Raw genomic sequence first — 26,673 nt, 5'->3', positions numbered from 1 at the left:
AGGCGGTCGCCCTCGACGACACCGCCCGGCAGGACCAGCCGGGCACCGGTCAGGGCGATGCCCGCGGGCCGGGCCGCCGATTCGATTCGCGCGGTTCTCACGCCGTCACCGCCCCAGGGGCCGGGAGCCGTCCCCGGTGCCGCTGTGAAACCGCCTGTCCGGTGGCTGTCATGGTCATCCTTCGTACTCCGATCCCGAGGTGCCGCCGGCCGGCCCGACCGTCTCCACCGTTGGCTCAGGCCTTGACGCCGCCCGCGGTCAGATCGGTCCGCCAGAACCGCTGGAGCAGCAGGAACGCGACGACCAGCGGGACGACCGAGACCAGGGAGCCGGTGACGACCAGGTTGTACGGAGTGTGGTCCTTGAGGCCGTTCCAGTAGTAGAGGCCCAGGTTGACCGGCCAGAGCTTCTGGTCGGAGAGGGTGACCAGCGGCAGGAAGAAGTTGTTCCAGATGGTGGTGAACTGGAACAGGAAGACGGTGACCAGCGCCGGCGAGAAGATCCGCAGGACGACCGTGAAGAAGATCCGGAACTCCCCCGCGCCGTCCATCCGGGCGGCCTCCAGGATCTCGTCCGGGACGGACGCGGCGGCGTAGATCCGGCTGAGGTAGACGCCGAACGGGCTGACCGTGCTGGGCAGCAGGACCGCCCAGACGGTGTTGACCAGGTGGGCCTCGGAGAGCAGCAGGTAGACCGGCAGGGCCAGCAGCGGCGCGGGGACGAGCACGGCGGCGAGGATCGTGTTGAACACCGCCTCGCGGCCCCGGAACCGGTACTTGGTGAGCGCGTACCCGGCCATCGCCGCGAGCAGGGTGGCCGCCGCGGCGCCGACGCCCGCGTACAGCACGGTGTTCAGCAGCCAGCGGAAGTAGAGGCCGTTGTTGGCGGTGGCCAGCTCGTGGAGGTTGTCGTCGAGGTGGAGGGCGGAGAACCAGAAGCCGCCGCTGCCGAAGAGGTCGCTGCTGCTCTTGGTGGAGGCCACCAGCAGCCACCAGGCGGGCAGCAGGAAGTAGGCGGACAGCACGAACAGGACGGCCGTGCCCAGGACGTTGGGCCGGCGCCGGCCGGCCGGCCGGCCCCGCGGGGCGGGCCGGCGGGTGCGGGCCGGGGCCGTTCCGGCGCTCGTGGGGCGGCGCTTCAGGTCGGCGGTGCTCATGCGGTCACCCGGTTTCCGGTGATGCGCACCGAGAGGCGCAGGAAGGTGAAGGACAGGACGCAGGTCGCGAGCGCCAGCAGGACGGCGATCGCCGCCGCCTTGCCGTAGTCGTTGTTGCCGAAGGCCGCGTTGTACGCCGCCATGTTGGGCGTGTAGTCGGCGGAGACGGTCGAGGTCAGCGAGTGCAGCACCATCGGCTCGGTGAAGAGCTGGAGGGTGCCGATGATGGAGAAGATCCCGGTGAGCACCAGGGCGGGGGCCACCAGCGGGATCTTGATGTGCCAGGCGATCCGCCAGCCGCCGGCCCCGTCGAGGTCGGCGGCCTCGTAGAGCTCGCTCGGGATGGCCTGCAGCGCGGAGAGGATGACCAGCATGTTGTAGCCGGTCCAGGTCCAGGTGACGATGTTGGCCATCGACCACAGGACGGTCTCCGAGGAGAGGAAGTCGGCCTCGATGCCGATGTCGCTCAGCCCGGCGACGAGCGGGCTGGTGCCGGGGAGGTAGAGGAAGGCCCACAGCACGGTGGCCACGACACCGGGGATCGCGTACGGGAGGAAGTAGGCGAGCCGGAAGAACTTCTTGAACCGGGCGCCCTTGGCGTCGATCAGCAGGGCCAGGCCCAGGGCCAGACCGAGCATCACCGGCACCTGGACGGCGCCGAACAACAGGACCCGCCCGATACCGTCGAGGAACGAGCCGTCCCCCAGGGCCGCGGTGTAGTTGTCGATCCCCGCGAAGACCGTCCGGGCCGGGCCGAAGCCGAGGCCGGAGCGCTCGATCCGGAACAGGCTCTGCCAGACCGCGTACCCGATGGGGAGCAGGAACAGGGCGGTGAAGAGCAGGCCGAAGGGGAGCAGGAAGCCGAGGGCGGCGCGGTTGCGGGCCGGCCCCCGTCGGGTGGCGGCGGTGCCGGGGCCGGTACGGCCCGTCACCACCGGGGTTGCTGCGCTCATCTGGGTTTCTCTTTCGTACGGGCGTCGGTCGGTCCCGGGGCCGGCGGTCCGCGGGGGCCCGCCGGCGGTCCGGGTCAGCCGGTGGTGACCGTCAGCCCCTTGGCCTTCATCGCGTCGGCGGTCTTGTTCTGGACGGTGCCCAGGGCCGCGGTCAGGTCGCCGTGCGAGGCGACCGCCGCGCCGAAGGCGTCGGTGAGGTCACTGGCGGTCTGGGTCATGGTCGGGCCCCAGCTCCACGGGGCGGCCTGCGCCGCCGACTGCTTGAAGACGTCGAAGATCGGCTGGCCCCCGAAGTACGCGCTCGGCTTGGCCAGGGCCGGCACCGAGGTGCCGCTGGTGGAGGCCGGGTAGATGCCGGCCTTCTCCACGAGCGTGCCGACGGCGGCGGCGTCCGTGCTCATCCAGTTGGCGAACCGCAGCGCCGCGGCGGTGTTCTTGCAGCCCTTCACGACCGCGGTGGACGAACCGCCGTCGTTGCCGACCGAATTGGTGCCGCCCTGCCATCGCGGCATCGGGGCGACCGCCCACTTGCCGGCCGCCTGTGCCGCGTTCTGTTCGAGGATGGCGGAGAACCAGACCGGTCCGGGGTAGGCGGCGAGCGTGCCGTCCTGCATGTCCTTGTAGAGGTCGGGGGTGTAGCTCTGCTCGGACTTGACCAGACCCTTGTCGACCAGGCCCTGCCAGTACCCGGCGACCTTGGCGGTGCCCGGGTCGCTCGCCAGCGAGACCTTCCAGCCCTTGCTGTCGGTGCCGAACCAGCCGCCGCCGGCCTGGGCGGACATGCCCGCGAACCACCAGGGGTCGTCCGGGTTGAACACGCTGAGGTAGCCGTTCGGGTTCGCGGCGCGCAGCTTGGCCGCGTCGGCGGCGAACTCCTCCCAGGTGGCCTGCGGCTTGAGGCCGTACTGGGCGTAGAGGTCGGTGCGGTAGTAGAGGGCCATCGGACCCATGTCGACCGGGATGCCGTACACCTGGCCACCGACCTTGACGGCGTTCCAGGCGGCCTCACCGTACTGCGGCTGGTACTGGGCGGCCTCCTTGCCGACGTCCTGGACGGCGCCCTCCACGACGAAGCTCGGCAGCGACTCGTAGCCGACCTGGGCCAGGCAGGGCGCGTTGCCGGCCTTGACGGCCGCGAAGATCTTGGCGTAGCCGCCCTTGCTGCCCGGCACGATCTTCTCGAACTTGACCTGGGCGTCCTGGTGGCCGGCGTTGTACTGGGCCACCGCCTCCTCGTATCCCGGCGCCCAGCCCCAGAAGGTGACCTCGGAGCCCCCCGCGCCGCTCGATCCGCCGTCGCCGCCCGATCCGCAGGCCGCGACGCCGGCGAGCAGCGGCAGCGTCGCGGCGGCGGCCAGCATGCGGGTGCGGATTCGTGTCTTCGCCATGGAAGTGGTCCTTTACGTGTACGGGCCCTCGGTCGTCGCGGCGCGGCGTCGGGTGGGAAGCGGCCGGCGCGGGCGGGTCCGGGTGCGGTGGGGGTCGGCGGGGGCCGATTCGGTGGCCGGAGCCGGCCGGGAGTTGTCGCCGCGTCGGCGGCGTCCTCGCCGGGCGAGGGCCGGATCAGTCTCCGACTGGGTGGTCGCGCTGCCCGTCAGAGCCTCGCGTTGCGCTACAGATGCTCTCAGGTGCTCAGTATCGAGGAGTATTGCTCAATATCGAGCATCTTCCTAGAGGGAACGGAGCACGAAGCGGTTTCGGTTTCGACACGGCCCGCCGTCCGGCGAGCCGTGTCGCGCGCCGCATCGCGGCCGCTGCCACGGCCGCTGACGCGGCTCACGTCAGCCGAGGTCGGGCCCGGCCACGAGGTGCACGGCGGGTTCGCCGCACCGGTCGAGTTCGAGCACGGTGATCTCGTTCGACCCACCGCGCAGCACCGGCCAGGGCAGGTAGAGCGTGTGCTGGGGGCCCCGGTCCCAGTAGCGGCCGAGCAGGAAGCCGTTGACCCAGACGTAGCCCTTGGTCCAGCCCGGCAGCGCCAGGTAGCCGTCGGCCGGCTCCTCGATCTCGAAGGTGCCGCGGTGGAAGGCCGGGGCGGGGCCGCCGGCCGGGGCGCCGGCGGTGTCCCACGGGAGCCGGTCGGGCGTGCCGTCGGCCAGCGGCATCGGGTCGGCGGTCCATCCGTGCAGGTGCTGCTGGGTGTGCAGGACGGCGGCGACGCCCTTGCGGTCCCCGATCCCGGCGCCGTAGTTGATCCGGCCCATCGACTCGACCAGGAGTTCCAGCCGGGCGCCCGCGCCGGGTACCGGGACGAGCGGCGGCTCGTACGCGGTGTCGCGCTCCAGGGTGGCGAGGTGGGCGCCGTCGACACGGACGTGGGCCCGGTCGGCGAGCCCTTCGACGGTCAGCGGGTGCTCCGCGCGGGGGCCGGGAATCGTGGTGCGGTAGCGGACCAGGCCGTGCGGGAGGCCGAGTTCCTCGAAGGAGAGCGGGACCGGGGAGCGGACCTCTCCGGTGGACAGGTGGTCCACGACGTCCGACAGCGGCAGGTACCGGTCGAGTTCCACCAGGCGCGGCGCCAGCGTCGCCGGCAGTTCCTCGGGCTCCGGCAGCGGGCCGTCCGCGTACGCCGACAGGACCTCGCGGAACGCCCGGAACTTGGCGGTGGGGGCGCCCCGTTCGTCCAGCGGCGCGTCGTAGTCGTAGGAGGTGACGGTCGGCTGGTAGCCCCGGCCGGTGCGCGGGTCGGCGGTGTTGGCCCCCGCCCAGGTCCCGAAGTTGGTGCCGCCGTGGGCCATGTAGAGGTTGACGGACCCGCCGGCTTCGAGGATCTCGCGCAGCGCCGCGGCGGCGTCCTCGGCGGAGCGGGTGGTGTGCCGCTCGCCCCAGTGGTCGAACCAGCCGTTCCAGAACTCCATGCACATCGGCGGGTCCTGGGGGCGGTGGCGGCGCAGTTCGGCGAAGGCCTCCGTGGCGCGGCTGCCGAAGTTGACGGTCGCGAGGTGCCCGGGGAGCGTGCCGCCGGTGAGGAAGAAGTCCTCCGGCCCGTCGGAGGTGAACAGCGGAACGTCGATCCCCCGGGCGCGCAGACCGTCGGCGAGGTGGGCGAGGTAGTCCCGGTCGGTGCCGTAGGAGCCGTACTCGTTCTCGATCTGCACCATCAGGACGTTCCCGCCCCGGGTGGTCTGGTGCCCGGCCAGCCGTGGGACCAGCGTGTCGTACCAGCGGTCGACCCGGGCCAGGAACCGCGGGTCGCTGGTGCGCGGCCGCGTGTTCCGGTCGGCCAGCAGCCACCAGGGCAGGCCGCCGTTCTCCCATTCGGCGCAGATGTAGGGGCTCGGGCGCACGATGGCGTACAGCCCGGCGTCCGCGGCGGCCCGGAGGAAGGCCTCCAGGTCGGCGATGCCGGAGAAGTCGTAGGCCCCGGGGGTCGGCTCGTGCAGGTTCCAGGGGACGTAGGTCTCGACGGTGTTGAGCCCCATCGCGCGCAGCATGCGCAGGTGGCGCGGCCACTGCTCGGGCAGGCTGCGGAAGTAGTGCACGGCTCCGGACAGCACGCGCAGCGGGCGTCCGTCGAGCGTGAACCCGGTCGGGGAGATCTGGATCATGGCTGGTCCTCGGGAGGGTGGGGGCGAGGGTGTGACGACGGGCCCGGGGAGGGCGGGCCGGCTCACCCGACGCGGGCCGCCGCGATGGTCGGCAGCAGCCGGCCGGCGGCCTCGGTGACGGCGCGGCGGCCCGCGGCCAGGTACGAACGGGGGTCCACGGTCCGCTCGTCGCCCGCCAGGTGGGCCCGGACGGCGGCCGTCATGGCGATGTTCAGGGCGGTGCCGATGTTGACCTTGGTGATACCGCCCGCGACGGCCCGGCGCAGTTCGTCGTCGGGGACTCCGGAGGAGCCGTGCAGGACGAGCGGGACGTCGAGCGCTTCGTGCAGCGCGCCGAGCAGGTCGTGGTCGAGCCGGGCGTCGCGCGAGGTCATCGCGTGGGAGCTGCCGATGGCGACGGCGAGGGCGTCCACGCCGGTCTCCGTGACGAAGCGCCGCGCCTCGGCGGGTTCGGTGCGGGCGCCGGGCGCGTGGGCGGCCAGCGGTCCCCGGCCGTCCTTCCCGCCCACCTCGCCGAGTTCGGCCTCCAGCCAGAGCCCGGCGGCGTGCGCCCAGGCGGCCGCGTCGCGGGTGGCGGCGACGTTCTCCGCGTAGGGCAGGTGCGCGGCGTCGTACATCACCGAGCTGAACCCGCAGTCGGCGGCCCGGCGCAGCAGGTCGCCGCTCTTCACGTGGTCCAGGTGGAGCGCGACCGGGACGGTGCTCGGCTCGGCGGAGCGCACGGCGGCCGCGGCCAGCGGGGCCAGCCGCCCGCCGTGGAACCGCACCGCGTTCTCGCTCACCTGGAGGATCACCGGCGTGCCGGCGGTCTCGGCGGCGGCGACGACGGCCTCGATGTGCTCCAGGGTGATGACGTTGAAGGCGGCGACGGCGCCGTGCCGGGCCGCGGCCCGCGCGACCAGTTCGCCGGTGGCTGCCAAGGGCATGAGGTCTCCTGTGGGGTGGGGGCGCGCACGTCAGGACGAGGGATCGGACGGGCCGGCGGGTGCGGCCGGGGGATCCGAAGCGACGGCGGGCCCGGTCGGGGCGGCCCCGACCGGCCTGACGTCGACCAGTGGCAGGTAGGTGCGGTAGGCCCGCCGGTCGAAGCGGCCGGCGTACGGGGCCCGTACCGCGGCGGCCGACAGCGCCACCGCGTCGGCCAGCGCCCGCGGCCAGGGCGCGCGGTCCGCGAGGGCCGCCGCCAGCGCCGCGACCGCCGCGTCCCCCGCACCGGTCGGGTTCCCGCGCACCGTGACCGCCGGTGGCAGACGGGCCCGCCAGCTGCCGTCGGGCGTGACGGCGAGCAGCCCGTCGGGGCCGAGCGAGGCGACCACCGTCCGCGCGCCCGCGCCGACCAGCTCCCGGGCCGCGTCGAGCGGGTCGGCGATTCCGGTGGCCCGCCGCAGCTCGACCGCGTTCGGCTTGACGACGGTGGGGCGGGCCGCGAGTGCCTCGGTGAGCGCCGGGCCGTCGGCGTCGAGGAGGACCGGGACGCCTGCGGCGTGGGCGAGGCGGACCAGGTCGGCGTAGGCCCCGGGTGCCGCGCCGCGGGGCAGGCTGCCGGAGAGCACCAGGGCCCGGGCGGTGGGGAGCAGGCTTCGGACCGCGGCGCGGAGCGCGCTCCAGTGCTCGGCGCGGAGTTCCGGTCCGGGTTCGTTCAGCAGGGTCGCGTCGACGGGGTCGACCAGGGCGACGGTCCGCCGGGTCGACCGGGCGGCGAGCGGGACGGCCAGGTGGGCGAGGCCGGACCGGTCGAGGTCGGCCCGGACGGCCGCGCCGGTGGGCCCGCCGAGCGGCAGCACCGCGGTGCTGCGGCGGCCCAGGCCGTGCAGCACCCGGGCCACGTTCACCCCCTTGCCACCGGCCTGTTCGTGGACGGCGGCCACCCGGTGGCTGGTGTGCGGGCGCAGGGCGGGCAGGTCGTAGGTGAGGTCCAGGGCCGGGTTGGGGGTGACGGTGACGATCACGGGGCCGGCCTCCCCGCCGGGGCCGCCCGGCCGGCCGTCGCGTCCAGTGCGCGCAGTCCGGCGCCCAGGCAGCCGGCGCGGTCCCCGAGCGCGGCGGGTGCCAGCCGCGGGGCCACCTGGATCCGGGTGCGCCCGGCCAGGGCCGCGGCCAGCGGCGTGAGCAGCAGGTCGCCGGACTCGGCGAGCCCGCCGCCCAGCACGACCAGCGGCGGGTCCAGCACCAGGGCGGCCGTCAGGAGGGCGTCGGCCAGGGCGTCGACCGCCTCGTCCCAGACCGCGCGGGCCGCCCGGTCGCCCTCGGCGGCCAGCCGGGCCACCTCCGGCGCGGGGGCGGGCCGGCCGGTGGCCGCGGTGTAGCGCCGCGCCACGGCGGCGGCCGAGGCGTAGGTCTCGGCGCAGCCGCGCGCCCCGCAGACGCACGGCTCGCCGCCGGGGCGCACCACGAGGTGGCCGATCTCCCCGGCCCGGTGGTGTGCTCCGGGTTCGGCCCGGCCGCCGGTCATGACGGCGGCGGCGATGCCCGTCCCGATCGGGACGAACAGGAAGCGTTCCTCGCCGCGCCCGGCGCCGAGCCGGGCCTCGGCCACGCCGCCCGCCCGCACGTCGTGCGTGACGACCACGGGCAGGCCGGTGCGCTCGGCCAGCAGGTCCCGGAACGGGACGTCCCGCCAGCCGATCGTGGCGGAGTGGACGCCGGTCCCGGTGGTCTCGTCGACGATGCCCGGGACCGCCACGCCGACGGCGTCGACCCCGACGCCCTGCCGCTCGGCCTGCCGGAGCAGGTCGGTGACCACCCCGACGACGGTGGCCACGACGGCCCCGGGGCCGTGTTCGCGCCCGGTGGCCCGCCACTCCCGGTGCCGGACGGCCGCCTCCCGGTCCAGCAGCGCCGCCTTGATGCCGGTGCCGCCGACGTCCACGGCGACGACCTGACGCTCCCCGGTCATGAGCCGGCGAGGACCACGGACCGGGTCAGGTTGCGCGGCCGGTCCGGGTCCAGGCCCTTCGCGGCGGCCAGCGCGGCCGCCAGCCGGTGGACGCGCACCAGCTCCGCGAGCGGGTCCAGCCGGCCCTCGATCCAGCGCGCGCCCGTCCCCCGTACCTGGTCGGCCAGCCCGGCCGGCGCGCTGCCCAGCACCCAGGTGGCGGTGGACGGCGCGGCGATGCTGATCGGCCCGTGCCGGTACTCCATGGCCGGGTAGGCCTCGGTCCAGGCGAGCGCGGCCTCGCGCAGCTTGAGGCCGGCCTCGTTCGCCAGGCCGACCGTCCACCCGGTGCCGAGGAAGGTGAACTGGGCGCACTCCAGCAGGCCTTCGGGCAGCGGCTCGGCCAGGGCCGTCCGGCCGTCGCGCTCCACCGCCCCGCTGTGCAGGCCCAGGTGGGCCCGGAGCAGGGTCAGCGCCGTGGTGGCGAACCTGGTCTGCACCACGGACCGCTCGTCGGCGAAGTCCAGCACGACGAGGTCGTCGGCGGCGGACATCACCGGGGTGTCCGGGTCGGCCGTGATCGCGGAGGTACGGACCTTGCCGCGCACCTGCTCCAGCAGGGCCAGGACCTCGGTCGTGGTGCCGGAGCGGGTCAGCGCGATCACGCGGTCGTAGGCGCGGATGCCGGGGAACTCGGAGGCGGCGAAGGCGTCGGTGATGCCCTGCCCGCTCGACTCCCGGAGCGCGGCGTACGCCTGGCCCATGAACAGCGAGGTCCCGCAGCCGATCACCGCGACCCGTTCGCCGGCCTCCGGGAGCGCCGCGCAGTCCGCCGCGGCGAGCTCCGCCGCACGGCGCCAGCAGTCGGGCTGGCTGGTGATCTCGGCCTCGACGTGGGTCGCCATCGGCCACCTCCATCATGTTGATTGCTGACAGGTGCTTCTTTCTGGCCAGATTCAAGCACTTTTGAACAGTCAAAGGAACCCGTGTGCGCAATTTGTTGCGGCAGAGGTGTTGACAGTTGCGTACAAGGGGCCCGGATACTGCATGCCATTGCAGGCCCGGCGGTCGTGCCCCCATCGAGAACCGCCGGCCCCCGGAGGCACCGATCCCCCGCCCCTCAGCGGTGCAGCACCGAAGGAGACCTCGTGTCCGCCCCACCCCGCAGGACCCTCGCGGCGGCCCTCGCCCCCGCCCTCCTGGCGCTCGGCCTGGGCGTCGCCCCGCCCTCGTCGGCCACCCCGACGGCCACCCCGGCCGGCGCCGTCTACACGGTGAGCGTCGGCGCGCCCACCCGCTACGCCCACCCCACCGACACCCCGGCCGTGCCGTACCTCGACAAGGACGGCACCTTCTGGTTCCAGCAGTCCGCCGCGCTCTACGGCGCGACCGACCCCCGGTACTGGGACTTCTTCACCGGCAAGGACTTCGACACCGCCACCCGGTCCGCCGCGGTGAGCGACGCGGTCGACCCGGCCAACGCGGACGACCGCAACAACGACACCACCTGGCGCTGCAACAACAGCCCGACCGGCCGGGAGGCGACGAACGCCCCCGCCGGATCGGGCTACGCCCAGAAGAACTACTGCGACCTGTCCGGGGTCTGGGTCGACCCGGACACCGGCCACTGGTACGGCCTGGTCCACAACGAGTTCACGCCCCAGCCCTTCGGTGACGGCCTCCACTACGACGCCGTCGACTACGCCGTCTCCACCGACCAGGGCCGGACCTGGACCATCAAGGACCACGTCATCACCTCGCCCTACAGCACCGGGCGGGGCGACACCGCGGCCTTCCCGAACCAGACCTACGACTACGGCGACGGCGACCAGCGGCTGTTCACCGACACCGCGTCCGGCTACTTCTACGTCTTCTACGGCTCGCGGATCGTCGAGAAGGGCGGCGGCTGGAAGGCCTTCCACGAGCACGTGGCCCGCGCGCCGATCTCCGGCAAGATGGCGCCCGGCTCGTGGCAGAAGTGGTACGACGGCGCGTGGTCCCAGCCCGGCGTCGGCGGCCGGGAGAGCAACATGGTGCCCGTCGACGCCGCCCACCCCGGCGGGTACACCCCGGTCTCCGGCGAGTACGACCCGTCGAACGCCGGCACGGTGGCCCAGCAGGTCGCGGCCGGCACGATGCCCGCGACCTCACCGCTGTTCGTCATGGACATCACCTACAACGCCTACCTGGGCCTGTACATCGGCGAGCCGCAGGCGGTCGACCAGAGCGGATCGGCACCCCAGCAGTACTACGCCACCGACGACCTCGCGTCCCAGAAGTGGTTTCCGATCGGCGACAGCGGCGGCTACCACACCGCCTCCTGGTATCGCTGGTTCCTCGACGGCGCCAACCGGACCAGCTCCACGATCGTCGGCCGGACCTTCCGCTCCTACTGCGCCTTCGGCTGCTCGGGCGGCGCGTCCGGCGAGTACGTCGACGTGACCATCGGGTCCTCCGCGCCCGCCGCGCCGCCGGTCGACCTCGGCAGCACCTACCGGATCGGCAACGCCGACGGCCGGGTGCTGGCCCAGGCCGCCACCGGAGCGGCCGTCACCTCGGTGCCGGCGGGGACCGGTTCGGCCCTGGAGTCCTGGAGCTTCGCCGCCAACGGCGACGGCTCCTACCGGATCGCCAACGCCGCCACCGGTCAGCTGCTGGGCGTGAACTCCTCGGCCGTCGCCGGCCGCGCCTGGGGCACGCAGCCCACCGCCACCGCCGCCGGCGCGGGCGGCCCCAGCGTCGGCCAGCAGTGGTTCGTCGTCCGCGGCACCACCTCCTCCGGAGCGGCCACCGGCACCGTCAAGCTGGTCAACCGCTACAGCGGTCTGGTGCTCGGCCTCTCCTCGGCCGGCGGCCGGCTCGCCGAGACCATCCCGGCCCGCAGCTGGACCAACGCCACCGGTGACGCCGTCGGCGGCACCCGCAGCGCCGGCGAGCAGACCCTCACCCTGACCGCCACCGGCACCGTCCCCGACCCGCCGCTGGACGGCACCCACACCCTGACCGCCGCCGGCAAGGCCCTCGACGACCCCGACCACTCCACCGCCCAGGGCACCCAGCTGATCACCTGGACACCCGGCGGCGGCGCGAACCAGACCTGGGCCTTCACCCGGCAGGCCGACGGCAGCTACCAGATCGTCAACGGCGAGTCCCGGCTCTGCGTGGACGTCAGCGGCGGCTCCACCAGCGCCGGCGCCCAGGTGATCCAGTGGGCCTGCACCGGCGGCGACAACCAGCGCTGGCTGGTCACCCCGGTCTCCGGGGGCTACCGGATCGTCTCCCGCAAGAGCGGGCTGCTGCTCACCACCGCCTCGGCCGCCAACGGCGCCCGGGTCACCCAGCAGGCCGACAGCGGATCGGCGCTGCAACGCTGGACGATCGGCTGACTCCGGGCCGGTAGGGCGTCGCGGGCGCGAGCGACCGGCGGCCCGGCCGCGCGCGCGAAGGCGGAGGTCCCCCGCACCACCGGGTGCGGGGGAAATCCGTCACCGCCGGGAAAGGCTGTGTGAAACTGCTTGTTCGTTGGCTGTCATGGTCATATTCGAACTCCGATCTCGGTCTGCCACCGGCCGGACCGACCGCCTCCACCGTTGACACCCAGGCGAATCGACATCCGACAGAGCTAGACTCACCCCATGCTCAAAGCTGATCGCACCGCCCGGATCCTCGCCCACGTCACCGAAGCCGGCAGCGCCGACGTCCACGCGCTCGCCGAACTCCTCGACGTCTCCACCGCGACCGTCCGCCGCGATCTCCAGGAACTCCACGACCAGGGCCTCCTCCACCGCACCCGCGGCGGCGCCGTCACCGGCCCGGTCAACCTCGAACTCCCCCTGCGCCACCGCGGCGAGAAACAACGCGACGAGAAGCGCCGCATCGCCCACGCCGCCGCCCGGCTCGTCCCCGACAACGCCGTCATCGGCCTCAGCGGCGGCACCACCACCAGCGAACTCGCCCGCGCCCTCGCCGACCGCAGCGGCCTCACCATCGTCACCAACGCCGTCAACATCGCCGCCGAACTCATCGTCCGCCCCGACATCCACCTCGTCGTCATCGGCGGCATCGCCCGCACCGCCAGCTACGAACTCGTCGGCCCCGCCGCCGACCGCATGCTCTCCCACTACCACCTCGACATCGCCTTCATCGGCGTCGACGGCCTCACCCCCGAAGAAGGCTGCACCACCCACGACGAGATGGAGGCCCAGACCGACCGCGCCTTCCTCCGCAACAGCACCCGCTCCATCGTCCTCGCCGACAGCACCAAGACCGGCAAGATCACCTTCGCCCGCATCTGCCCCCTCACCGACGTCCACGACCTCGTCACCGACACCGACCTCAGCGAGACCCACAAGCAAGCCATCACCAACCACGGCGTCAAGGTCCACCTCGCCTGAACCCGAACCGGACCCGCCCCGCCCCGCCGTCCCCCGCTCTGCGCCATCCGGTCCACCCCGGCGGCCGGTCACGCTTACGCCGCCGCCCGCCACGGGACGTATGTCGGCCGCGGCCCGCCCCGGGCCACGCACGACCGATGACGGAACGGAGCCACCATGCGCCGACGCCGCGGCGTCCTTCTTCTCGCCGCCATTCTCGCCTCCCTCGCCACCGTCCCCTCCCAGGCGCGAACCGCCGGCGGCCCGCCCGGGCCGGACGCGGCCGGCCAGTGCGGGGTGGTGCGCAGCGGCGACTCCCCCGTCGGCTCGGCCGAGGTGACGCTCTACCGGGCGGGCGACGAACCCGGCGCCGAGCCCCAGGTCCTGGCGAGGACCCGCAGCGGTCCGGACGGGGCGTTCCGGCTCTCCTACGAGCGGCCGTCCGATCCCGCCGCCGTCCTCTACCTGTTCGCCGACGCGGCCCCGGACCCGGCCGAGCGGTCCGCCGGGCGGCCGGGCGAGGCGGTGCGGCTCGCGGCCGTCCTCGGGAACGGGCCGGCCCTGCCGCAGGTGGTCGTCAACGAGCGGACGACGGTGGCGGCCGCGTACGCGCTGGCCCGGTTCGCCGACCGGCACGCGATCGCGGGGACGAACCCGGGGCTGCGGAACGCCGCCGCGATCTCGCACAACCTGGCCGACGTCGGCACCGGGGAGGTCGCGCGGGTCCTCGCGACGCCCCCGAACGGCTCGCTGACCAGCACCCTGGCGGCCTTCAACACGCTGGCCGACATCCTGGCGGGGTGCGTCGAGGGCCGGACCTGCGCGGCGCTGTTCGCCCTGGCCCGGCAGCCCGGACAGCCGGAGGTGCGCGACACCTTCCAAGCCGCCGTGGCCATCGCGCACGCGCCCGGCCGGCACGCCGCCGAGCTCTTCGCGCTCGCGGCCGCCGCCCCCCGCTACCAGCCGTCGCTGCCCTCGGCGCCGGACGCCTGGACCCTGGCACTGCGCTACAGCGGCAACGGGCACGAACTCGACGGGCCCGGCAACATCGCCTTCGACGCGGAGGGCAACGCCTGGGTCGCCAACAACTACCAATTCGCCGCCGACCCGCGGGAGTCGGTCTGCGGCGGCCGGGCCGTCCTGAAGTTCACGCCCACCGGCGAGGACGCGCCCGGGGCGCCCTTCCGGGGCGGCGGCCTCTACGGTGCCGGCTTCGGTGTGACGGTGGACCCGAAGGGCCACGCCTGGGTCGGCAACTTCGGCTTCCAGGGGGCCGGTTGCGAGCTGGACCAGAACCGGTTCAACCGCAGCGTCTCGCAGTTCGCCGGCGACGGTACCGCGCTCTCCCCCGACACCGGCTGGCGCGGGGGCGGCATCGTGCAGCCGCAGGGCGTCGTCGCCGACCGGGCGGGGAACGTCTGGATCGCCAACTGCGGCGGGCGCAGCGTGACGCGGATCCCCGACGGGCGGGCCGACCAGGCCCGTGCCGTCGCCACGGAGTCGCTGCACAAGCCCTTCGGCGTCGCCGTCGACCCGGCGGGCCGGGCGTGGGTGACGGGCAACGGCAGCGACAGCGACAGCGTCCAGGTGCTCGCACCGGACGGCACTCCGGAGCGCTCGGTGACCGGCGGGGGTCTGCGCCGGCCGCTCGGCGTCGCGACCGACAGCGAGGGCAACGCCTGGGTGTCCAACAGCGGCATCGTCCCGCTGCCCTGCGAGGGGACGACTCCCGCCGACACCGCCGAGGCGGTCACCGGCGTCACCGCCCCGCACCCGGGTGCCTCGGTCACCCTGATCCGCCCCGAAGGGTCGACCCCCGACGGGCCCTTCACCAACGACGGTCTCTTCCTGCCCTGGGGCATCGCCGTCGACGGCGACGACACCGTCTGGGTCGCGAACTTCGGCGGCCACCGGCTCGCCCGGCTGTGCGGCGTCCGGCTGTCGGCCTGCCCGCCCGGCCACCGGACCGGTCAGCCGATCTCCCCGCCGGACACCGGGTACACCAGCGACGGGCTCGGCCGGAACACCGGGATCCAGATCGACCCGTCCGGCAATGTCTGGCTCGCCAACAACTGGCAGACGGTGCCGCTGCAGACCAACCCCGGCGGCCGCGAGCTGGTGGTCCTCATCGGCGCGGCCGCCCCGGTGCGGCCCGTCGCCGCCGGGGGCCCGTCGCGGCCCTGAGCAGCGCGGGCGCCGTGCCCGGCACGGCGCCCGCCGGCTGGGCCAGGACGGCGGAGCGGTCAGAGGGCCTGGGGGAAGTCGAAGGCCCGGTCCGGGTCGTAGGCGGCCTTGACCCGCTCCAGCCGGGGCAGGTGCTCGCCGTAGTAGGCGGTGCGCCAGTCGGCGAGCCGGGGGTCGCGGTAGTTCTGGTAGGCGTGGCCGTTGGCGTAGGGCGCCAGGGTGGCGTGGGCGTCGGCCACCCAGCGGAGCCGGGGCTCGGCCGGGCTGTCCGCGGGCCAGCCGGCGTAGTACTGGGCGAGCAGCGTCGAGTTCCGGTGCCGGAAGGCCGTGGCGTCGGCCGGGACGCGGTTGACCGCGCCGCCGAGCGCGGTGAACGTGACGGCGCCGGCCACCGGGTCCCGGCGGTCCGCGAAACCGCGCAGCGCGCCGACCGCCGCCTCGGGGAGGAAGCCGTCGAAGAAGTGGGAGGCGGCGCTGAAGGCCTGGCCGCCCGTCCGCAGACAGGCCTCCACCGTGCGGCAGCCGGTGTAGGCGAGCATCGAGTCGAGGTACGGCCGGGTGGTGACGGCGGCGGAGGTGGTCGGGCCGGTGCGGGCGAGCAGTGGGGCGACGAGCCGCTCCAGCTCCGCCGAGTCGCCGAGCAGCACGCCGCCCGCGTCCACCGACGCGCCGCCGGGGCGGGCCCAGACGTGGAAGTTGGACCAGAGCCGGTCCGGGGCGGTGAAGGCCCAGGGCTGCCACTCGGCCAGCGCCCGGCCGGCGTCCGGCCAGTCCCAGGAGTACGTGAAGACGGTGCAGTCCACCGCCGGGTGGGTGCGCAGGCGCAGCGCGGTGACCACGCCGAAGTTGCCGTTCCCGGCGCCGCGCAGGGCCCAGAACAGCTCCGGTTCCCGCTCGGCGTCGCAGCGCAGCACCCGTCCGTCGGCCAGGACGACCTCCGCCTCGACCAGGCTGTCGCAGGTCAGGCCGTACGCCCGGCTGGTGACGCCGTGTCCGCCGCCGAGCGCCAGACCGGCCAGGCCGACGGTGGGGCAGGTGCCGGCGGGGACGGTGACGCCGTGCCGGGCGAGTTCCGCGTAGGCGGTCATCAGGGGCGTGCCGGCGCCGAGTTCGGCCTGGTCCCGGTCGACCCGGACGGTGTCCAGCCGGGCCAGGTCGATCACCAGCGGGGTGTCGCTGGACCAGCCCGCGTAGCAGTGGCCACCGCTGCGGACCGCGAACCGGACGCCGAAACGGCGGGCGAACCGGAGGCACTCGGCGACGTCGGCGCTGTGCGCGCAGCGGGCGATCGCCTCCGGGTGGGCCGCAGGGGCGAACCGCAGGTTGCGCGGCAGCCGGGCGCTCTCGTAGTCGGCCGAGCCCGGGCGCAGCAGCACACCGTCCAGGCCCGCGGCGAGGGCCGGCCAGTCGGGCCCGGTCCGGGTCCGGGCCGGTGCGGCGGTCGGCCGCGCGGCGAGGGCCAGGCCCGCGCCCAGGGCCAGTACGGTACGTCGGCCCGGACGGCCGCCCCGGTCGCTCATGGCTGCACTGTAGGGGGGCCGCTCCCCGGTGGGCGGCAGGCACGCGGGTCGGCCCGGTCGGCCGGGCCGGCCCGCGGTGCGCGGCGGGGCTCAGCCGCGCCGGACGGCCAGTTCGAGCTCCCGGGCGGTCTCGTCGCCGGGCGCGGGGAGCGTGTGGCCGGTCGGCTCGAACCCCGTCCTGCGGTACATCGCCTCGGCCCGGCCGTTGGCCTCGTGGACGAAGAGCCGGACCCGTTCGATCCTCGGCTCGGCGAGCGACCACGACCAGTCCAGGGCGGCCTCGAAGAGGTCCTTCGCGACACCGCTGCCGCGTGCCTCGGACCGGACGAAGACACCGACGACATGGGTCTGCGACCGCTCCGGGACCTCACCGAAGAAGGTCGCCGTACCGGCCCGCTCCACCAGCACCGACACGGTGCCGAGCCAGCTCCCGTCGGCGGTCTCGGCGACGAACTGCCGGGCGGCGACGCCCTCGGCGGCCGCGGCCGCGCGCTCCTGCCAGAACGCGTCGGGCTTGGCGACGGCCAGCTCGTAGCTGTCGTGGAAGGCGATCGGCGCGGCCGGATCCCGCAGCGCGTCCAGCCGGAGCTGCTTGGTCTTCGGCCAGTCGTGGGCTTCCACCGCCCTGATGATGTGCTTCATAGACATGATCATTACATCGGTGCCGGCGGTCGCGGCGGCCGGGGCCGCAACGCCCCGGGCCACGTGGTCAGGAGTGCCCGCCCGGCGCCCTGGACCGGGCCCGGACGCACAGGTGCGCGGCGAGGCCGGCGGCGAGCGCGACGACGGCCGCGAGGGTGCCGGCGACCAGCACCGGGTTGCCCCGGGCCGGCACGAGTGCGCGCCGCCCGGCGCGCGGCGCGCACTCATCGGGAAGGTCGTCCGCTCGACGACGGCAGCGGCGAAGCCGTGCCGTCCGCACCACTTCTCGTCCGTGATCCAGGCCGTTCCGGGCCCGGCCGGCCGGCCGGTGACGTAGGCGCAGGAGACCGCGAACGTGGCGCCGGCGGCGGCCGGCGCTCCGTCCCGGCGGGACCGGAGCAGCCGGACCGTCAGCACGAGCGCGACGACCGGCAGAACGAACGGCGAGACGAAGGGCAGCAGCTCGACGAGGAGCAGGAGGTCCCCGTCCCCGGAGGCGGACGACGCGATGGTGGGCACACGCAGGGGATCGTCCGGGCCCCGGGGCCGGTTCCCGTGCGCCGAGGGGTCACCGGGCCGGCCCGGTGACCCCTCGGCGCACGGACCTCCTGGTCCCGGCCGGTCAGCCGCCGAGCACGGCGTCCGCGGGCCGGCCGGACTGGGCCTGCTCGATCCGCTTGGCCAGCAGGACGGCGAGGCGCTGCGCGGTCGCGGTGTCGACCGCGCCGTCCTCGGTGGTCACGGTGGCGACCACGGTGCCCGCGCGCATCACGATGCCCCAGCCGTCCCGGCCCCCGGGCTCGCCCTGCCAGGCGCGGCTCTCGGTGCCGATGGCGGGCAGCTCCACGGTGTGGTAGCGGGTGGCGTCACCGTAGGCCGCGTACGCCGCCTTGAGCTTGTCCTGGGCGGCCGCCTTCGTCGGCAGGGTGTCGACGAGGAAGCGCGCGACCACATCGCCGGAGCTGAACCGCGCCTCGCCGCTGAGCGGCTTACCGTTGCAGGCGTCGGTGTTCTGGCAGGTGGAGGAGTGGTCGGTGGGGTCGACCCGCCGCTTCTCCTGCTCCCAGCCGGTCATCGCCGCCTGGTCGGGCATCAGCTGCAGGACGGCCTTGTAGTCGAGCAGCGGCGTCGCGGCGTCGCTCCAGGTGGGCGCCGGGGCGGAGCCGGCCGGCGCGCCTGCGCCACCGGGCGTGGCCGCGCCACCGGTCGCGGCCCCGGCTCCGGGCGGCACGGCGCCGGGCGCCGGGGCGGAGCCGGTGGCCGCGCCGGGCGATGAGCCGGTGCCGCCGGCGGAGGCCTGGGCGGACGGAGCGCCCGCGCCCGCGCCGGGACCGGTGCTCGCCGTGCCGCCCTGGCCGGCCGCGGCCGCGGCACCACCGGTCCCGCCCGCCGGGGTCCCGGAACCACTGGAGCCACAGGCCGTCAGGACGCCCAGCAGCACCCCGGCCGCAGCCGCCGTCATCGTGCGACCAACCAGCTTCACAGCACTCTCCCTCGTACCCCGGTGTCCGTGGACCGCCAAGGAACCATAGCCTTGATCGCCCCGACCGCTCCCCCTGCCCCTCCCCCGGTCCACGGCGCTCCTCCACGACGGCGGCGCGGGGGGCCGAAGCCCCGGTGCGGCGGCCGGGCCCCGGGGCGCGGTCCCGGCCGTCCGGGGCTACGCTGGCGCCGTCGCCGTCGCCGTCGCCGCCGCCGTTCGCCCTTGAGGTCCTCATGACCCCGTGGTTCCTGCTGTCCGCCGTCCCCCGGCTCGCCGGCTCGACGGTGCTCGGGGCGGCCCTCGGCACGGTCGTCGGCGTCCTGGCCGGCGCGCCCCTGGGCGTCCTCGTCGGCATCGCCGGGGTCGAGACGATCTTCGTGGTGTCGGGGTGGATCGTGCTGTGGCCCATGGACCCGGAGACCACCCGGCGCAACGTCCGGCGCGAGGAGTTCCGGCCCGTCGTCGAGGAGCTCGCCGTTGTCGCGTCCGCGCTGTGCGGGCTGGTCGGCATCGTGGTCCTGCTGCTGGTCGGCAAGTCCGACCCGGGCCACGCCGTGGCCGCGACGGCGCTCTGCGGCGTGTTCACGGCCTGGGCGGCGCTCCACCTGATGTACGCCACCCGCTACGCGTACATCTACTACGGCCGGCCCGGGGGCGGGATCGACTTCAACACCGACGATCCGCCCCGGTACAGCGACTTCCTCTACTTCAGCTACAACCTCGGCATGACCTACCAGGTCTCCGACACCAGCGTCTCCAGCAGCCCGCTCAGGGCGGTCGTCCTCCGGCACTGCCTGCTGTCCTACGTCTTCGGCGCCAGCATCCTGGCCACCACGATCAGCCTGGTCGCCCAGCTCGTGCTGGGCTGAACCGGTCGCGGGCCGGGGCGTCACGGGCGGCACCCCCCGGGGGGGCACCGGCGGGCGTCGGTTCCCGGCGGGAGTCAGGTCCCGGCAGGCGCCAGCAGGGGGTCGGCGGGGGCCAGCAGGGGGTCGGCGGGGGCCAGCAGGGCGTCCGCGAGGGCGGTGCGGGCGTAGAGGACGGAGCGGCCGCTGCGGTGGGCGGTCACCAGGCCGGCGTTGCGCAGGGCCGTGAGGTGCTGGGAGACGCCGGCCGCGGACAGGCCGGACCGCTGGGAGAGCCGGGTGGTCGACGAGGGCGTGTCGAGTTCGGTCAGCAGCATCGTGCGGGAGCGGCCGAGGACGGCGGCCACCGCGTCCGGTGAGGTGGTGGCGCGGGGCTCCCACAGGTTGCCGATCCCCCGTGCCGGGTAGGCGAGCTGGGGCGGATCGGGCGCCACCGAGCGGGTCAGCACCCGCGGCCAGGCGAACGCGGAGGGCACCAGCAGGAGCCCGGAGCCCGTCTGGTCCCGGGTCAGCGCGCAGTGGCGGCAGACCAACCGCAGGGTGCCGTCGTCCCACCGGACGGAGTCGTGCAGTTCGTTGAGGACATGGGCCGAGCCGTGCTCCGCCACCTGGCGGGCCCGGTGGACCAGATCGGCTTCGAGGAGCCGCCGGATCCTGTCCCAGTAGGGCGCCAGGGCCAGCTCCCAGTAGGTCTCGATCTCGGCGACGACCTTCTCCAGCGCCTCCTCGGGAGCCTCGGACAGGACCCGGAACCGGGCGGACGGGCCGTGGTCGCGCTCGGCGGCCAGCATGCCGAGCTCGGTGCGCACGCGTGCGGGCGCGGTCCGCCGGATCGCGTCCAGCTCGGTGGCGAGGGCGGGGAACGAGGTGGCGGGGGTCGGGTTGAGGAAGTCCGCGAGATAGCCGCCGGCGGGCACCAGCTCGGCCAGCCAGCCGCGGTCGAGCCCCGCGTGTGCCAGCCGGGGCCGGACCTGCTCGGCCCAACGGCGGTGCAGTGGCGGCTCCTTCTCCCGTCGCAGCAGCCGGAAGCTGGTGACGACCTCCCACATCGGGGAGACCGCGAAGCGGGTCTGCGCCAGGTCGGCCGTGGAGAAAGTCAGTCCCGACTGCATGCCGTGCCGCCCTTCGGACACCGTTGGATTCGGTCCGAGCCTAAGTCCTGGCGGGACCGCGCCGCCGGTGTGCTCCGCCCGGTCGCCCCCTCGCCGACGGGGAGCCCGACCGGCAAGGACGGCGAGGCCGGGCGGGGGCGGAGGCCGGGCGGGGGCAAAACCGGAAATCCTTCCGTCCCGTCGCGTCCCGGGCCGCGAGGGGCCGGCCGCGCCGCGGCCGCACCCAACCGCACTGCTCCCCAGCGGCCTTGGAGACTCCGGCCGGCTCGGCGGGCCCGCACCGGGCTCGCGCCGCCCCGGCGGGGCCGTGGCGGAAAACGATCCCGTGTGACGCAGGTCACCTTGGGAGCAGTCCGGCTGGCCGGTAGTTTCCGTACCGATCTTCGTTGTTGATTCACATCTGGGGCGGGGCGGATGTGTGTCGGCGTCACTTCCCCTTTCCATCACGTGGGATGGGGCTCTGTGGTGACGCGTCGCGCCGGTTCGACGGTGACGCGGTGATATCCGGAACGTCCCGCGCCGTCCCGACCTTCTGACAGATCGATCCCAAGGACTGGACATGATTCGCAAGGTGCAACGCCCGGGCCGGAAGGCGGGGCTCGTCGCCTCCGCCGTGACCGCGGGTGCGCTGACCGTCGCCTCCGGCGCTCCGGCCGGCGCGGTGGTGGGTGACCCGACGGCCGACGGCGCCTACGGGTTCACCGTCCGCCTGGACATCGGGGCCAATACCCGCGCCTGCACCGGCGCGCTGGTGGACCGGCTGTGGGTGGTCACCGCGGCGAGCTGCTTCTCGGACGACCCCGCGCAGCCCACCGCGCTCGCCGCGGGCGCGCCGAAGTGGACGACCACCGCCACCGTCGGGCGCAGCGACCTGACGACGACGGCGGGCCAGGTCTCGCAGGTCGTCGAGCTGGTGCCCCGCCAGGACCGGGACCTCGTGATGGCGCGGCTGGCCACCCCCGTGTACGGGGTGACGCCGCTCGCCGTGGCGACCACCGCGCCGGTGGCCGCGGAGAGCCTGCGCGTCCCCGGCTTCGGCCGCAGCGCGGACGAGTGGTCGCCGACCAAGCTGCGCTCCGGGCTCTTCACGGTGGACGCCGTGAAGACCACCTCCGTCGCCAGCACGGGCGTAAACGGCGCGGCCGTCTGCAAGGGGGACACCGGCGCTCCCGCCGTGCGGGAGAAGAACGGCAAGGCCGAGCTGGTCGCGGTCAGCAGCCTGTCCTGGCAGGGCGGCTGCTACGGCACGCCGGCCACCGAGACGCGGACCGGCGCCGTCAGCAGCCGCACCGATGACCTCGCGGGCTGGATCCGGCAGCTGTGCGACCGGCGCTCGACGGCCGTGAACGAGGTCGGCAGCGGCCGGCTGCGCTGGGCGGACTTCGACGGCGACGGCCGGCCGGACTACCTGACCGTCGAGGACGACGGCTCGGTGACGGCCTGGCTGAACCGCGGCGGCGACCCGGTCAGCAACACCGGCTGGCAGGGCCTCGGCAAGGTCGCCACCGGCATCACCACCGACCGCAGCCGCGTCCGGTTCGCCGACTTCGACGGCGACGGCAAGGCCGACTACCTGGTGATCAACCCCGACGGCTCGGTGTCGGCGTGGCTGAACCGCGGCGGCGACCCGGCCGGCGGCGCCGGCTGGCAGAGCGTCGGCAAGATCGCCACCGGTGTCACCAACCGCCAGGACCAGGTCCGCTTCGCCGACTTCGACGGCGACGGCCGCAGCGACTACCTCGTCGTCGCCGACGACGGCTCCGTGTCGGTGTGGCTGAACCGCGGCGGCGACCCGGCCGGCGGCGCCGGCTGGCAGGGCCAGGGCAAGATCGCCACCGGCATCACCACCGACCGCAGCCGCGTCCGGTTCGCCGACTTCGACGGCGACGGCAAGGCCGACTACATCCTGTTCGACGCCGACGGCTCGGTCTCGGTCTGGGCCAACCGCGGCGGCGACCCGGCCGGCGGCGCCGGCTGGCAGGGCCTCGGCAAGATCGCCAACGGTATGACCTCCGACCGGGGCAACGTCTTCCTGACCGACTTCGACGCCGACGGCAAGGCCGACTACCTGTGGAACCCGGGTGACGGCAGCACCCAGGCGGCCGCCAACAAGGGCGGGGACGGCCACGGCGGCTGGGCCATGCTCGGCAAGGTCGCCAGCGGCGCCTGAGCGACTCGCACCCGTGGGGCCGGTGACCGGGTGGTCGCCGGCCCCACCTGCTGCCCGGCGCGCGGGGCCGGGGCCGTTGTCGGCGCCTGACTCCCCGCGCCCGGCTCCCCATGCCCGGCTCCCCGCCCTCGGCCGGGGCAGGTCCGGGCGCGTCGGGCGACCGTCAGCGATCGGCGTAGGCGCGGCCAGTGGGGCCGGTGGAACCGCTGAGACCGCTGGGATCCTCGGGCCCGGCGTCCGGGCCCCGGCCCGCCCTCCGGGCCCGCGGCAGGGTCAGGGCGACGAGCAGGCCGAGCAGCATGCCGGCGGCGGTGAGCAGGACGACCAGGAACTCCCCGTCCGCGGTGGCACGGGCGAGGTCCGTGCCGCCCAGGCCCCCGGTACCGGCGTCCGCGATCACCGTGAAGACCGCGAGACCGATCGCGTTGCCCAGATTGAGGGTGGTGGAGGCGGCGCCGTTGGCGACTCCCTGCTCATGGGCCGCGGTGCCGGCGGCCGCCGCGATCCACATCGCCGTCCAGACCACCCCCTGTCCGACGCCGGAGATCACCAGGCCCGGCAGCAGCGCCGGATAGCCGGCCGCCGCGTCGAAGCCGAAGGCCAGCGCCCCCGTGCCGACGGCGCCCGCCACGAACCCGGCGATCAGGGCGGGCCGCAGTCCGGCCCGGGAGGTGAGGCGCTCGCCGCCGTACGGCCCGCCGACGCGGCGGCGTTCACCGGCGCGCTCGCCCGGTTCGCCCGGCACGCCGAGGCGCGCACCGTGGACACCGCGGTGGTGGCCGACCTCCTGGCGGCGGCCGGCCCCGAGCACGCGGACCGCCGTCCGCTCCTGCTGAAGCCGGCGCTGGACGTCCCCGAGCGCGCGGGGCTCACCCGGCCCACGACGCCGGGCTGACCCCGGGCCCCACAGCAGCCGGGGGGCGGCACGCCGACCGACGCGAACGGGGCCGCGCCCGGGAACCACCCGGACGCGGCCCCGAGCCCACCTACGGACTACAGAACTGCGAAACTGCCGACGCTCATCATGGCGTGACGGACCGTCAGACCGCCAGCGTCTTGAGCGTCTCGAACGCCGTGTCGCGGGACTTCTCCGCCAGCGGCTTGAGCGCGGCCATCTGCGGCACGATCGCGGCCAGGGTCAGCTCGGCGTGCACGAAGGTCAGGTCGTCCGCCAGGCCGATCGCGCCCAGGACGGCGCGCAGGTACGGCTCCTGGTAGTCCCAGCCCTCACGCGGGGTGCCGGGCGCGTAGGAGCCGCCCCGCGCGGTGACCACCACGACGGACTTGCCGCTGAGCAGGCCCGGGTCGCCGCCCGGCGCCACCATGTGGGCCGGGGTGACGAGACGGTCCACCCACGCCTTGAGCGTGGACGGGATCGTGTAGTTGTACATCGGGGCACCGATGATCAGCGTGGTCGCCTCGCGCACCTCGGCGGTGACCGCCTCACTGAGCGCCCGCTCCTCCGGGGTCTCGCCGTGCTCGCCGCTCGGGTCGATCAGGGCCTCGCGGACGGCGTGCGTGATGTGCGGGACGGGCTCGGCGCCCAGGTCGCGGTAGACGTAACCGCCCTCGGGGTGGTTCTCACGCCACTGGCTGGCGAAGTAGGCGGACAGCTCACGGGAGACCGAGCCGTCGTGACGAATGCTCGCGTCGATGTGCAGCAGGGAAGACATGTATGCGACCTCGGGTTGTATCAGGGGCGAATCGAGCTTCGCCACCGGCCGGCCGCGTCAGCGGTGTGACGCGGTCGCCGGTGCCGTCGAACCACGGGTGGTCATGGCCACAGCCTCGGCCAGGCCCCCCCGGACGCGTTCCCGCCGCCCGTTCGGCGCCGGTACGCGATGACGACGGTAGACATTGACGCCGACGTCAAAGCAAGCGCACGCGCAACTCCGGCCCACTCGCTGCGTCGACGAACCGGCGCCGCGCCCGGGGGCGGCCACGACGGAGGTCCGGAACCGACCACCGCCGGGTCGTGCCCGCCCGGGCGCTCAGCCGCCGCCCATGCCGCCCTGCGCGGCCACCATCGTCGTACCGAGCCCGCCGACCGCCCGGGCGAGGCCGGGCGCCCGCTCCGCCAGCCGATCGGTGAGGGCCGCGATCCGGTCGGCGCGCTCCCGCCGCTCCTGGCGCGACAGCACCAGCCGCAGCTGCCCGTGCGCGGCCAACGCCCCCAGGACCGCGTCCGGGAACGCCACGTGGTCCACCGGGCCGTCGCCGCGGATCACCTGCGCCACCCGCAGCTGCTGGTCCAGCGCCTCCCGGGGATCGGGCATCAGCACCGGCCGCCGCGGCACCACGGGCCCGTAGGGATCGCGGTCCTGGACCGTCAGCACACCGAGGACCGCCAGCCGCTGCTCGACACCGTCCAGCGTCTCCTCGCGGCCCCGCTTGATCCACGACTTCCAGCCACGCCGCTTCGCGGCCACCTCGGCCAGCAGCGCGTCCAGCACCGGATCCCCGGCCGGACCGGCCGCCGGTGCCACCCGTACCCGGCCCGCGCCGTCCTCGACGAGGTCGCCCCGGTGGGCGAGCTCGGCCAGCGCGGCGGCGCGCAGCAGGAAGCCGGCCCGGGTGCGGTCCTGGAGGGCCTGGGCCCGGGTGTCGAAGGCCAGCAGGTAGGCGGCCAGATGCAGCGGTCGGCTCATACCGCCGACGATACGGCGCACCGCCCCGGCCGCCATCCGCCCGCAGGACGGCATCGGCCCCGCCGGCCTCCCACCTGCGGCGTACCGGGAACGGCTCCGCGCACCACCGGGCGGGGCCGGCGCCGGTCCGGCCCCGCCCGGTCCGGCTCCTCCAGGTCCGGCGGCTCCAAGGTCCGACGGCTCCCGGGTACCGCGCGGCGCCGACCGGCCATCACCCGGGCGGGTGATGCTCGGGACGGCGCGGCGGCGTACGGCGGGTGCGCGGCCGGCGGCGTGCTCGGATGTCCGGGAGCCGGCCCCGGGGAGGGCCGGGCGGGGACGGAGGATGATGCGGCAGCGGCCCACGGGCACCGGAACGCGGCGGCGCCGACGCCTCGGCACGGTGTCCGCCCTGGTCTCGGCGGCGGTCCTGGCGACGGCCTCCGTCGCGCCCGCCGCGCCGCCGGGTGACGCCGGGGCGGGCGCCGCGGACCGGCAGTGGCCGGAGCCCGGGATCGGCGGGGGCCGCCTGCGGACCCTCGCCGGAGTGCTGCGCCAGGACCGGCCCGGGACCGGCTGGTACCTCGTCGGCGGCGCTCACCTGGTCCTCAACCTCCAGGTCTCGTACGCCGATCACGAGCAGATCGTGCTGCGCTTCCCGCCCGCCCGCCGGGTGGTGTCCGTGCTCTGCGGGCCCGACGAGACGTACGCGCCGCTCGGCTACAGCTGCGGCGCCTCCGTCTCGCTGGACCGGGTCACCGTCCGGCTCGGCCGCAACGGCCGGCCCGTCGACCCGACCGCCACCAGCGCCGGCCCGTACGCCAACTTCTGGCTGCTCGGGCTGGTCGAACCCCGCTGACGGTCCGGCGCTCCGGCCCGGCCGGGCGCTGTACGGGGAATCCGGTGCGCCCACCGGCCGGCGGAGCGGGAACGGCGCTCCCGGGGGAACCGTCGGCACCTCCGGCGGAGGATCTCGCCGGCGGGCCGCGGGCGGGCCGGCAGGGAGCCGGAACGGACTCCGGCTCCCCTCGGGAAGGACCCCGCCACGACGGTCAGCACATCGCGTTCGGGGCCGCGGCGGACGGCCGTCCGGGCCTCGATCGGGGGCCGGCCCGCCGGGCACGGTCGCACTGACGGCCACTCCTACCGGGCCCGCCCGCTGAC

At 75.0% G+C, this 26,673-nt stretch carries 22 protein-coding genes; 7 read left to right on the top strand and 15 right to left on the bottom strand.

Annotated elements, in window-relative coordinates; translation table 11 throughout:
* Positions 1–235: 235 nt before the first annotated feature.
* The 8 genes from ACIQTO_RS34080 to ACIQTO_RS34045 all read right to left on the bottom strand — a co-directional run bounded on the left by ACIQTO_RS34080 (position 236) and on the right by ACIQTO_RS34045 (position 9,437).
* Positions 236–1,156, bottom strand: a complete 921-nt coding sequence (locus tag ACIQTO_RS34080) for a carbohydrate ABC transporter permease (protein ID WP_402396417.1) — start codon at positions 1,154–1,156, stop codon at positions 236–238.
* Complete coding sequence (locus tag ACIQTO_RS34075) at positions 1,153–2,109, bottom strand: carbohydrate ABC transporter permease (RefSeq protein ID WP_402396415.1); 957 nt, start codon at positions 2,107–2,109, stop codon at positions 1,153–1,155. Before ACIQTO_RS34075 ends, ACIQTO_RS34080 begins: the two co-directional genes overlap by 4 nt.
* A gap of 74 nt (positions 2,110–2,183) precedes the next feature.
* Positions 2,184–3,497 carry an extracellular solute-binding protein gene (locus ACIQTO_RS34070; protein WP_402396412.1) on the bottom strand — a complete coding sequence of 438 codons (1,314 nt, stop codon included), beginning with the start codon at positions 3,495–3,497 and terminating at the stop codon, positions 2,184–2,186.
* 393 nt (positions 3,498–3,890) lie between these two features.
* The gene (locus ACIQTO_RS34065; RefSeq protein WP_402396410.1) at positions 3,891–5,657 is read right to left on the bottom strand and encodes a beta-galactosidase family protein; all 1,767 of its coding nucleotides are present in this window, start codon (positions 5,655–5,657) and stop codon (positions 3,891–3,893) included.
* Positions 5,658–5,719: 62 nt separating this feature from the next.
* Entirely contained in the window at positions 5,720–6,583 is an 864-nt protein-coding gene (locus tag ACIQTO_RS34060; RefSeq protein ID WP_402396407.1) for a ketose-bisphosphate aldolase, read from the bottom strand.
* A 30-nt stretch (positions 6,584–6,613) separates the two neighbouring features.
* Entirely contained in the window at positions 6,614–7,606 is a 993-nt protein-coding gene (locus ACIQTO_RS34055) for a 1-phosphofructokinase family hexose kinase (RefSeq protein WP_402396405.1), read from the bottom strand.
* Positions 7,603–8,553, bottom strand: coding sequence for an ROK family protein (locus tag ACIQTO_RS34050; RefSeq protein WP_402396402.1), 951 nt, complete (start codon positions 8,551–8,553; stop codon positions 7,603–7,605). The genes ACIQTO_RS34055 and ACIQTO_RS34050 overlap by 4 nt, the downstream gene beginning before the upstream one ends.
* Positions 8,550–9,437 (bottom strand): SIS domain-containing protein, encoded by an 888-nt coding sequence (locus ACIQTO_RS34045; RefSeq protein WP_402396399.1) that lies wholly within the window; start codon positions 9,435–9,437, stop codon positions 8,550–8,552. The genes ACIQTO_RS34050 and ACIQTO_RS34045 overlap by 4 nt, the downstream gene beginning before the upstream one ends.
* Positions 9,438–9,680: 243 nt before the next feature.
* Between ACIQTO_RS34045 and ACIQTO_RS34040 the strand changes: the two genes are divergently transcribed.
* From ACIQTO_RS34040 to ACIQTO_RS34030, 3 genes are all read left to right on the top strand, one after another.
* On the top strand, positions 9,681–11,918 hold the full coding sequence (locus ACIQTO_RS34040; protein WP_402396397.1) for an RICIN domain-containing protein: 2,238 nt from the start codon (positions 9,681–9,683) through the stop codon (positions 11,916–11,918).
* A gap of 249 nt (positions 11,919–12,167) precedes the next feature.
* The gene (locus ACIQTO_RS34035) at positions 12,168–12,926 is read left to right on the top strand and encodes a DeoR/GlpR family DNA-binding transcription regulator (protein WP_402396394.1); all 759 of its coding nucleotides are present in this window, start codon (positions 12,168–12,170) and stop codon (positions 12,924–12,926) included.
* Between the two features lie 156 nt (positions 12,927–13,082).
* Complete coding sequence (locus ACIQTO_RS34030; RefSeq protein ID WP_402396392.1) at positions 13,083–15,089, top strand: hypothetical protein; 2,007 nt, start codon at positions 13,083–13,085, stop codon at positions 15,087–15,089.
* A gap of 59 nt (positions 15,090–15,148) precedes the next feature.
* Here ACIQTO_RS34030 and ACIQTO_RS34025 read toward each other — a convergent pair whose 3' ends face one another.
* From ACIQTO_RS34025 to ACIQTO_RS34015, 3 genes are all read right to left on the bottom strand, one after another.
* Positions 15,149–16,609, bottom strand: a complete 1,461-nt coding sequence (locus ACIQTO_RS34025) for an FAD-binding oxidoreductase (protein WP_402396389.1) — start codon at positions 16,607–16,609, stop codon at positions 15,149–15,151.
* Positions 16,610–16,699: 90 nt separating this feature from the next.
* Positions 16,700–17,770, bottom strand: coding sequence for a GNAT family N-acetyltransferase (locus tag ACIQTO_RS34020; RefSeq protein ID WP_402396387.1), 1,071 nt, complete (start codon positions 17,768–17,770; stop codon positions 16,700–16,702).
* Positions 17,771–17,873: 103 nt separating this feature from the next.
* Positions 17,874–18,734 (bottom strand): hypothetical protein, encoded by an 861-nt coding sequence (locus ACIQTO_RS34015; RefSeq protein ID WP_402396384.1) that lies wholly within the window; start codon positions 18,732–18,734, stop codon positions 17,874–17,876.
* Positions 18,735–18,967: 233 nt separating this feature from the next.
* Here ACIQTO_RS34015 and ACIQTO_RS34010 point away from each other — a divergent pair, with 233 nt between their 5' ends.
* Positions 18,968–19,603 carry a DUF1345 domain-containing protein gene (locus ACIQTO_RS34010; RefSeq protein WP_402396382.1) on the top strand — a complete coding sequence of 212 codons (636 nt, stop codon included), beginning with the start codon at positions 18,968–18,970 and terminating at the stop codon, positions 19,601–19,603.
* 74 nt (positions 19,604–19,677) lie between these two features.
* Here the strand turns inward: ACIQTO_RS34010 and ACIQTO_RS34005 are convergent, their stop codons facing one another.
* Complete coding sequence (locus tag ACIQTO_RS34005) at positions 19,678–20,712, bottom strand: DUF5937 family protein (RefSeq protein WP_402396379.1); 1,035 nt, start codon at positions 20,710–20,712, stop codon at positions 19,678–19,680.
* A gap of 559 nt (positions 20,713–21,271) precedes the next feature.
* Here ACIQTO_RS34005 and ACIQTO_RS34000 point away from each other — a divergent pair.
* Positions 21,272–22,882, top strand: coding sequence for an FG-GAP-like repeat-containing protein (locus ACIQTO_RS34000; protein WP_402396376.1), 1,611 nt, complete (start codon positions 21,272–21,274; stop codon positions 22,880–22,882).
* Between the two features lie 163 nt (positions 22,883–23,045).
* On the opposite strand, the gene ACIQTO_RS33995 is transcribed toward ACIQTO_RS34000, so the two are convergent.
* Positions 23,046–23,627: an MFS transporter gene (locus ACIQTO_RS33995; RefSeq protein WP_402396373.1), complete on the bottom strand. Its 582-nt coding sequence runs from the start codon at positions 23,625–23,627 to the stop codon at positions 23,046–23,048.
* 15 nt (positions 23,628–23,642) lie between these two features.
* Between ACIQTO_RS33995 and ACIQTO_RS33990 the strand changes: the two genes are divergently transcribed.
* Positions 23,643–23,777, top strand: coding sequence for a hypothetical protein (locus ACIQTO_RS33990; RefSeq protein ID WP_402396371.1), 135 nt, complete (start codon positions 23,643–23,645; stop codon positions 23,775–23,777).
* A gap of 145 nt (positions 23,778–23,922) precedes the next feature.
* On the opposite strand, the gene ACIQTO_RS33985 is transcribed toward ACIQTO_RS33990, so the two are convergent.
* On the bottom strand, positions 23,923–24,555 hold the full coding sequence (locus tag ACIQTO_RS33985; RefSeq protein ID WP_402396368.1) for an FMN-dependent NADH-azoreductase: 633 nt from the start codon (positions 24,553–24,555) through the stop codon (positions 23,923–23,925).
* 318 nt (positions 24,556–24,873) lie between these two features.
* A complete protein-coding gene (locus tag ACIQTO_RS33980) occupies positions 24,874–25,530 on the bottom strand; it encodes a GPP34 family phosphoprotein (protein WP_402396365.1) in 657 nt (218 codons plus the stop codon).
* Between the two features lie 328 nt (positions 25,531–25,858).
* Here ACIQTO_RS33980 and ACIQTO_RS33975 point away from each other — a divergent pair, with 328 nt between their 5' ends.
* Positions 25,859–26,368 (top strand): hypothetical protein, encoded by a 510-nt coding sequence (locus ACIQTO_RS33975; RefSeq protein ID WP_402396363.1) that lies wholly within the window; start codon positions 25,859–25,861, stop codon positions 26,366–26,368.
* The last annotated feature ends 305 nt before the right edge of the window (positions 26,369–26,673 follow it).

The sequence above is a fragment of the Kitasatospora sp. NPDC091207 genome (assembly GCF_044768625.1).
In the GTDB taxonomy this organism is placed as follows: Bacteria; Actinomycetota; Actinomycetes; order Streptomycetales; family Streptomycetaceae; genus Kitasatospora.
Note: the sequence above shows the minus strand (reverse complement) of the source record. Positions and strands in the feature narration are given on the sequence as shown.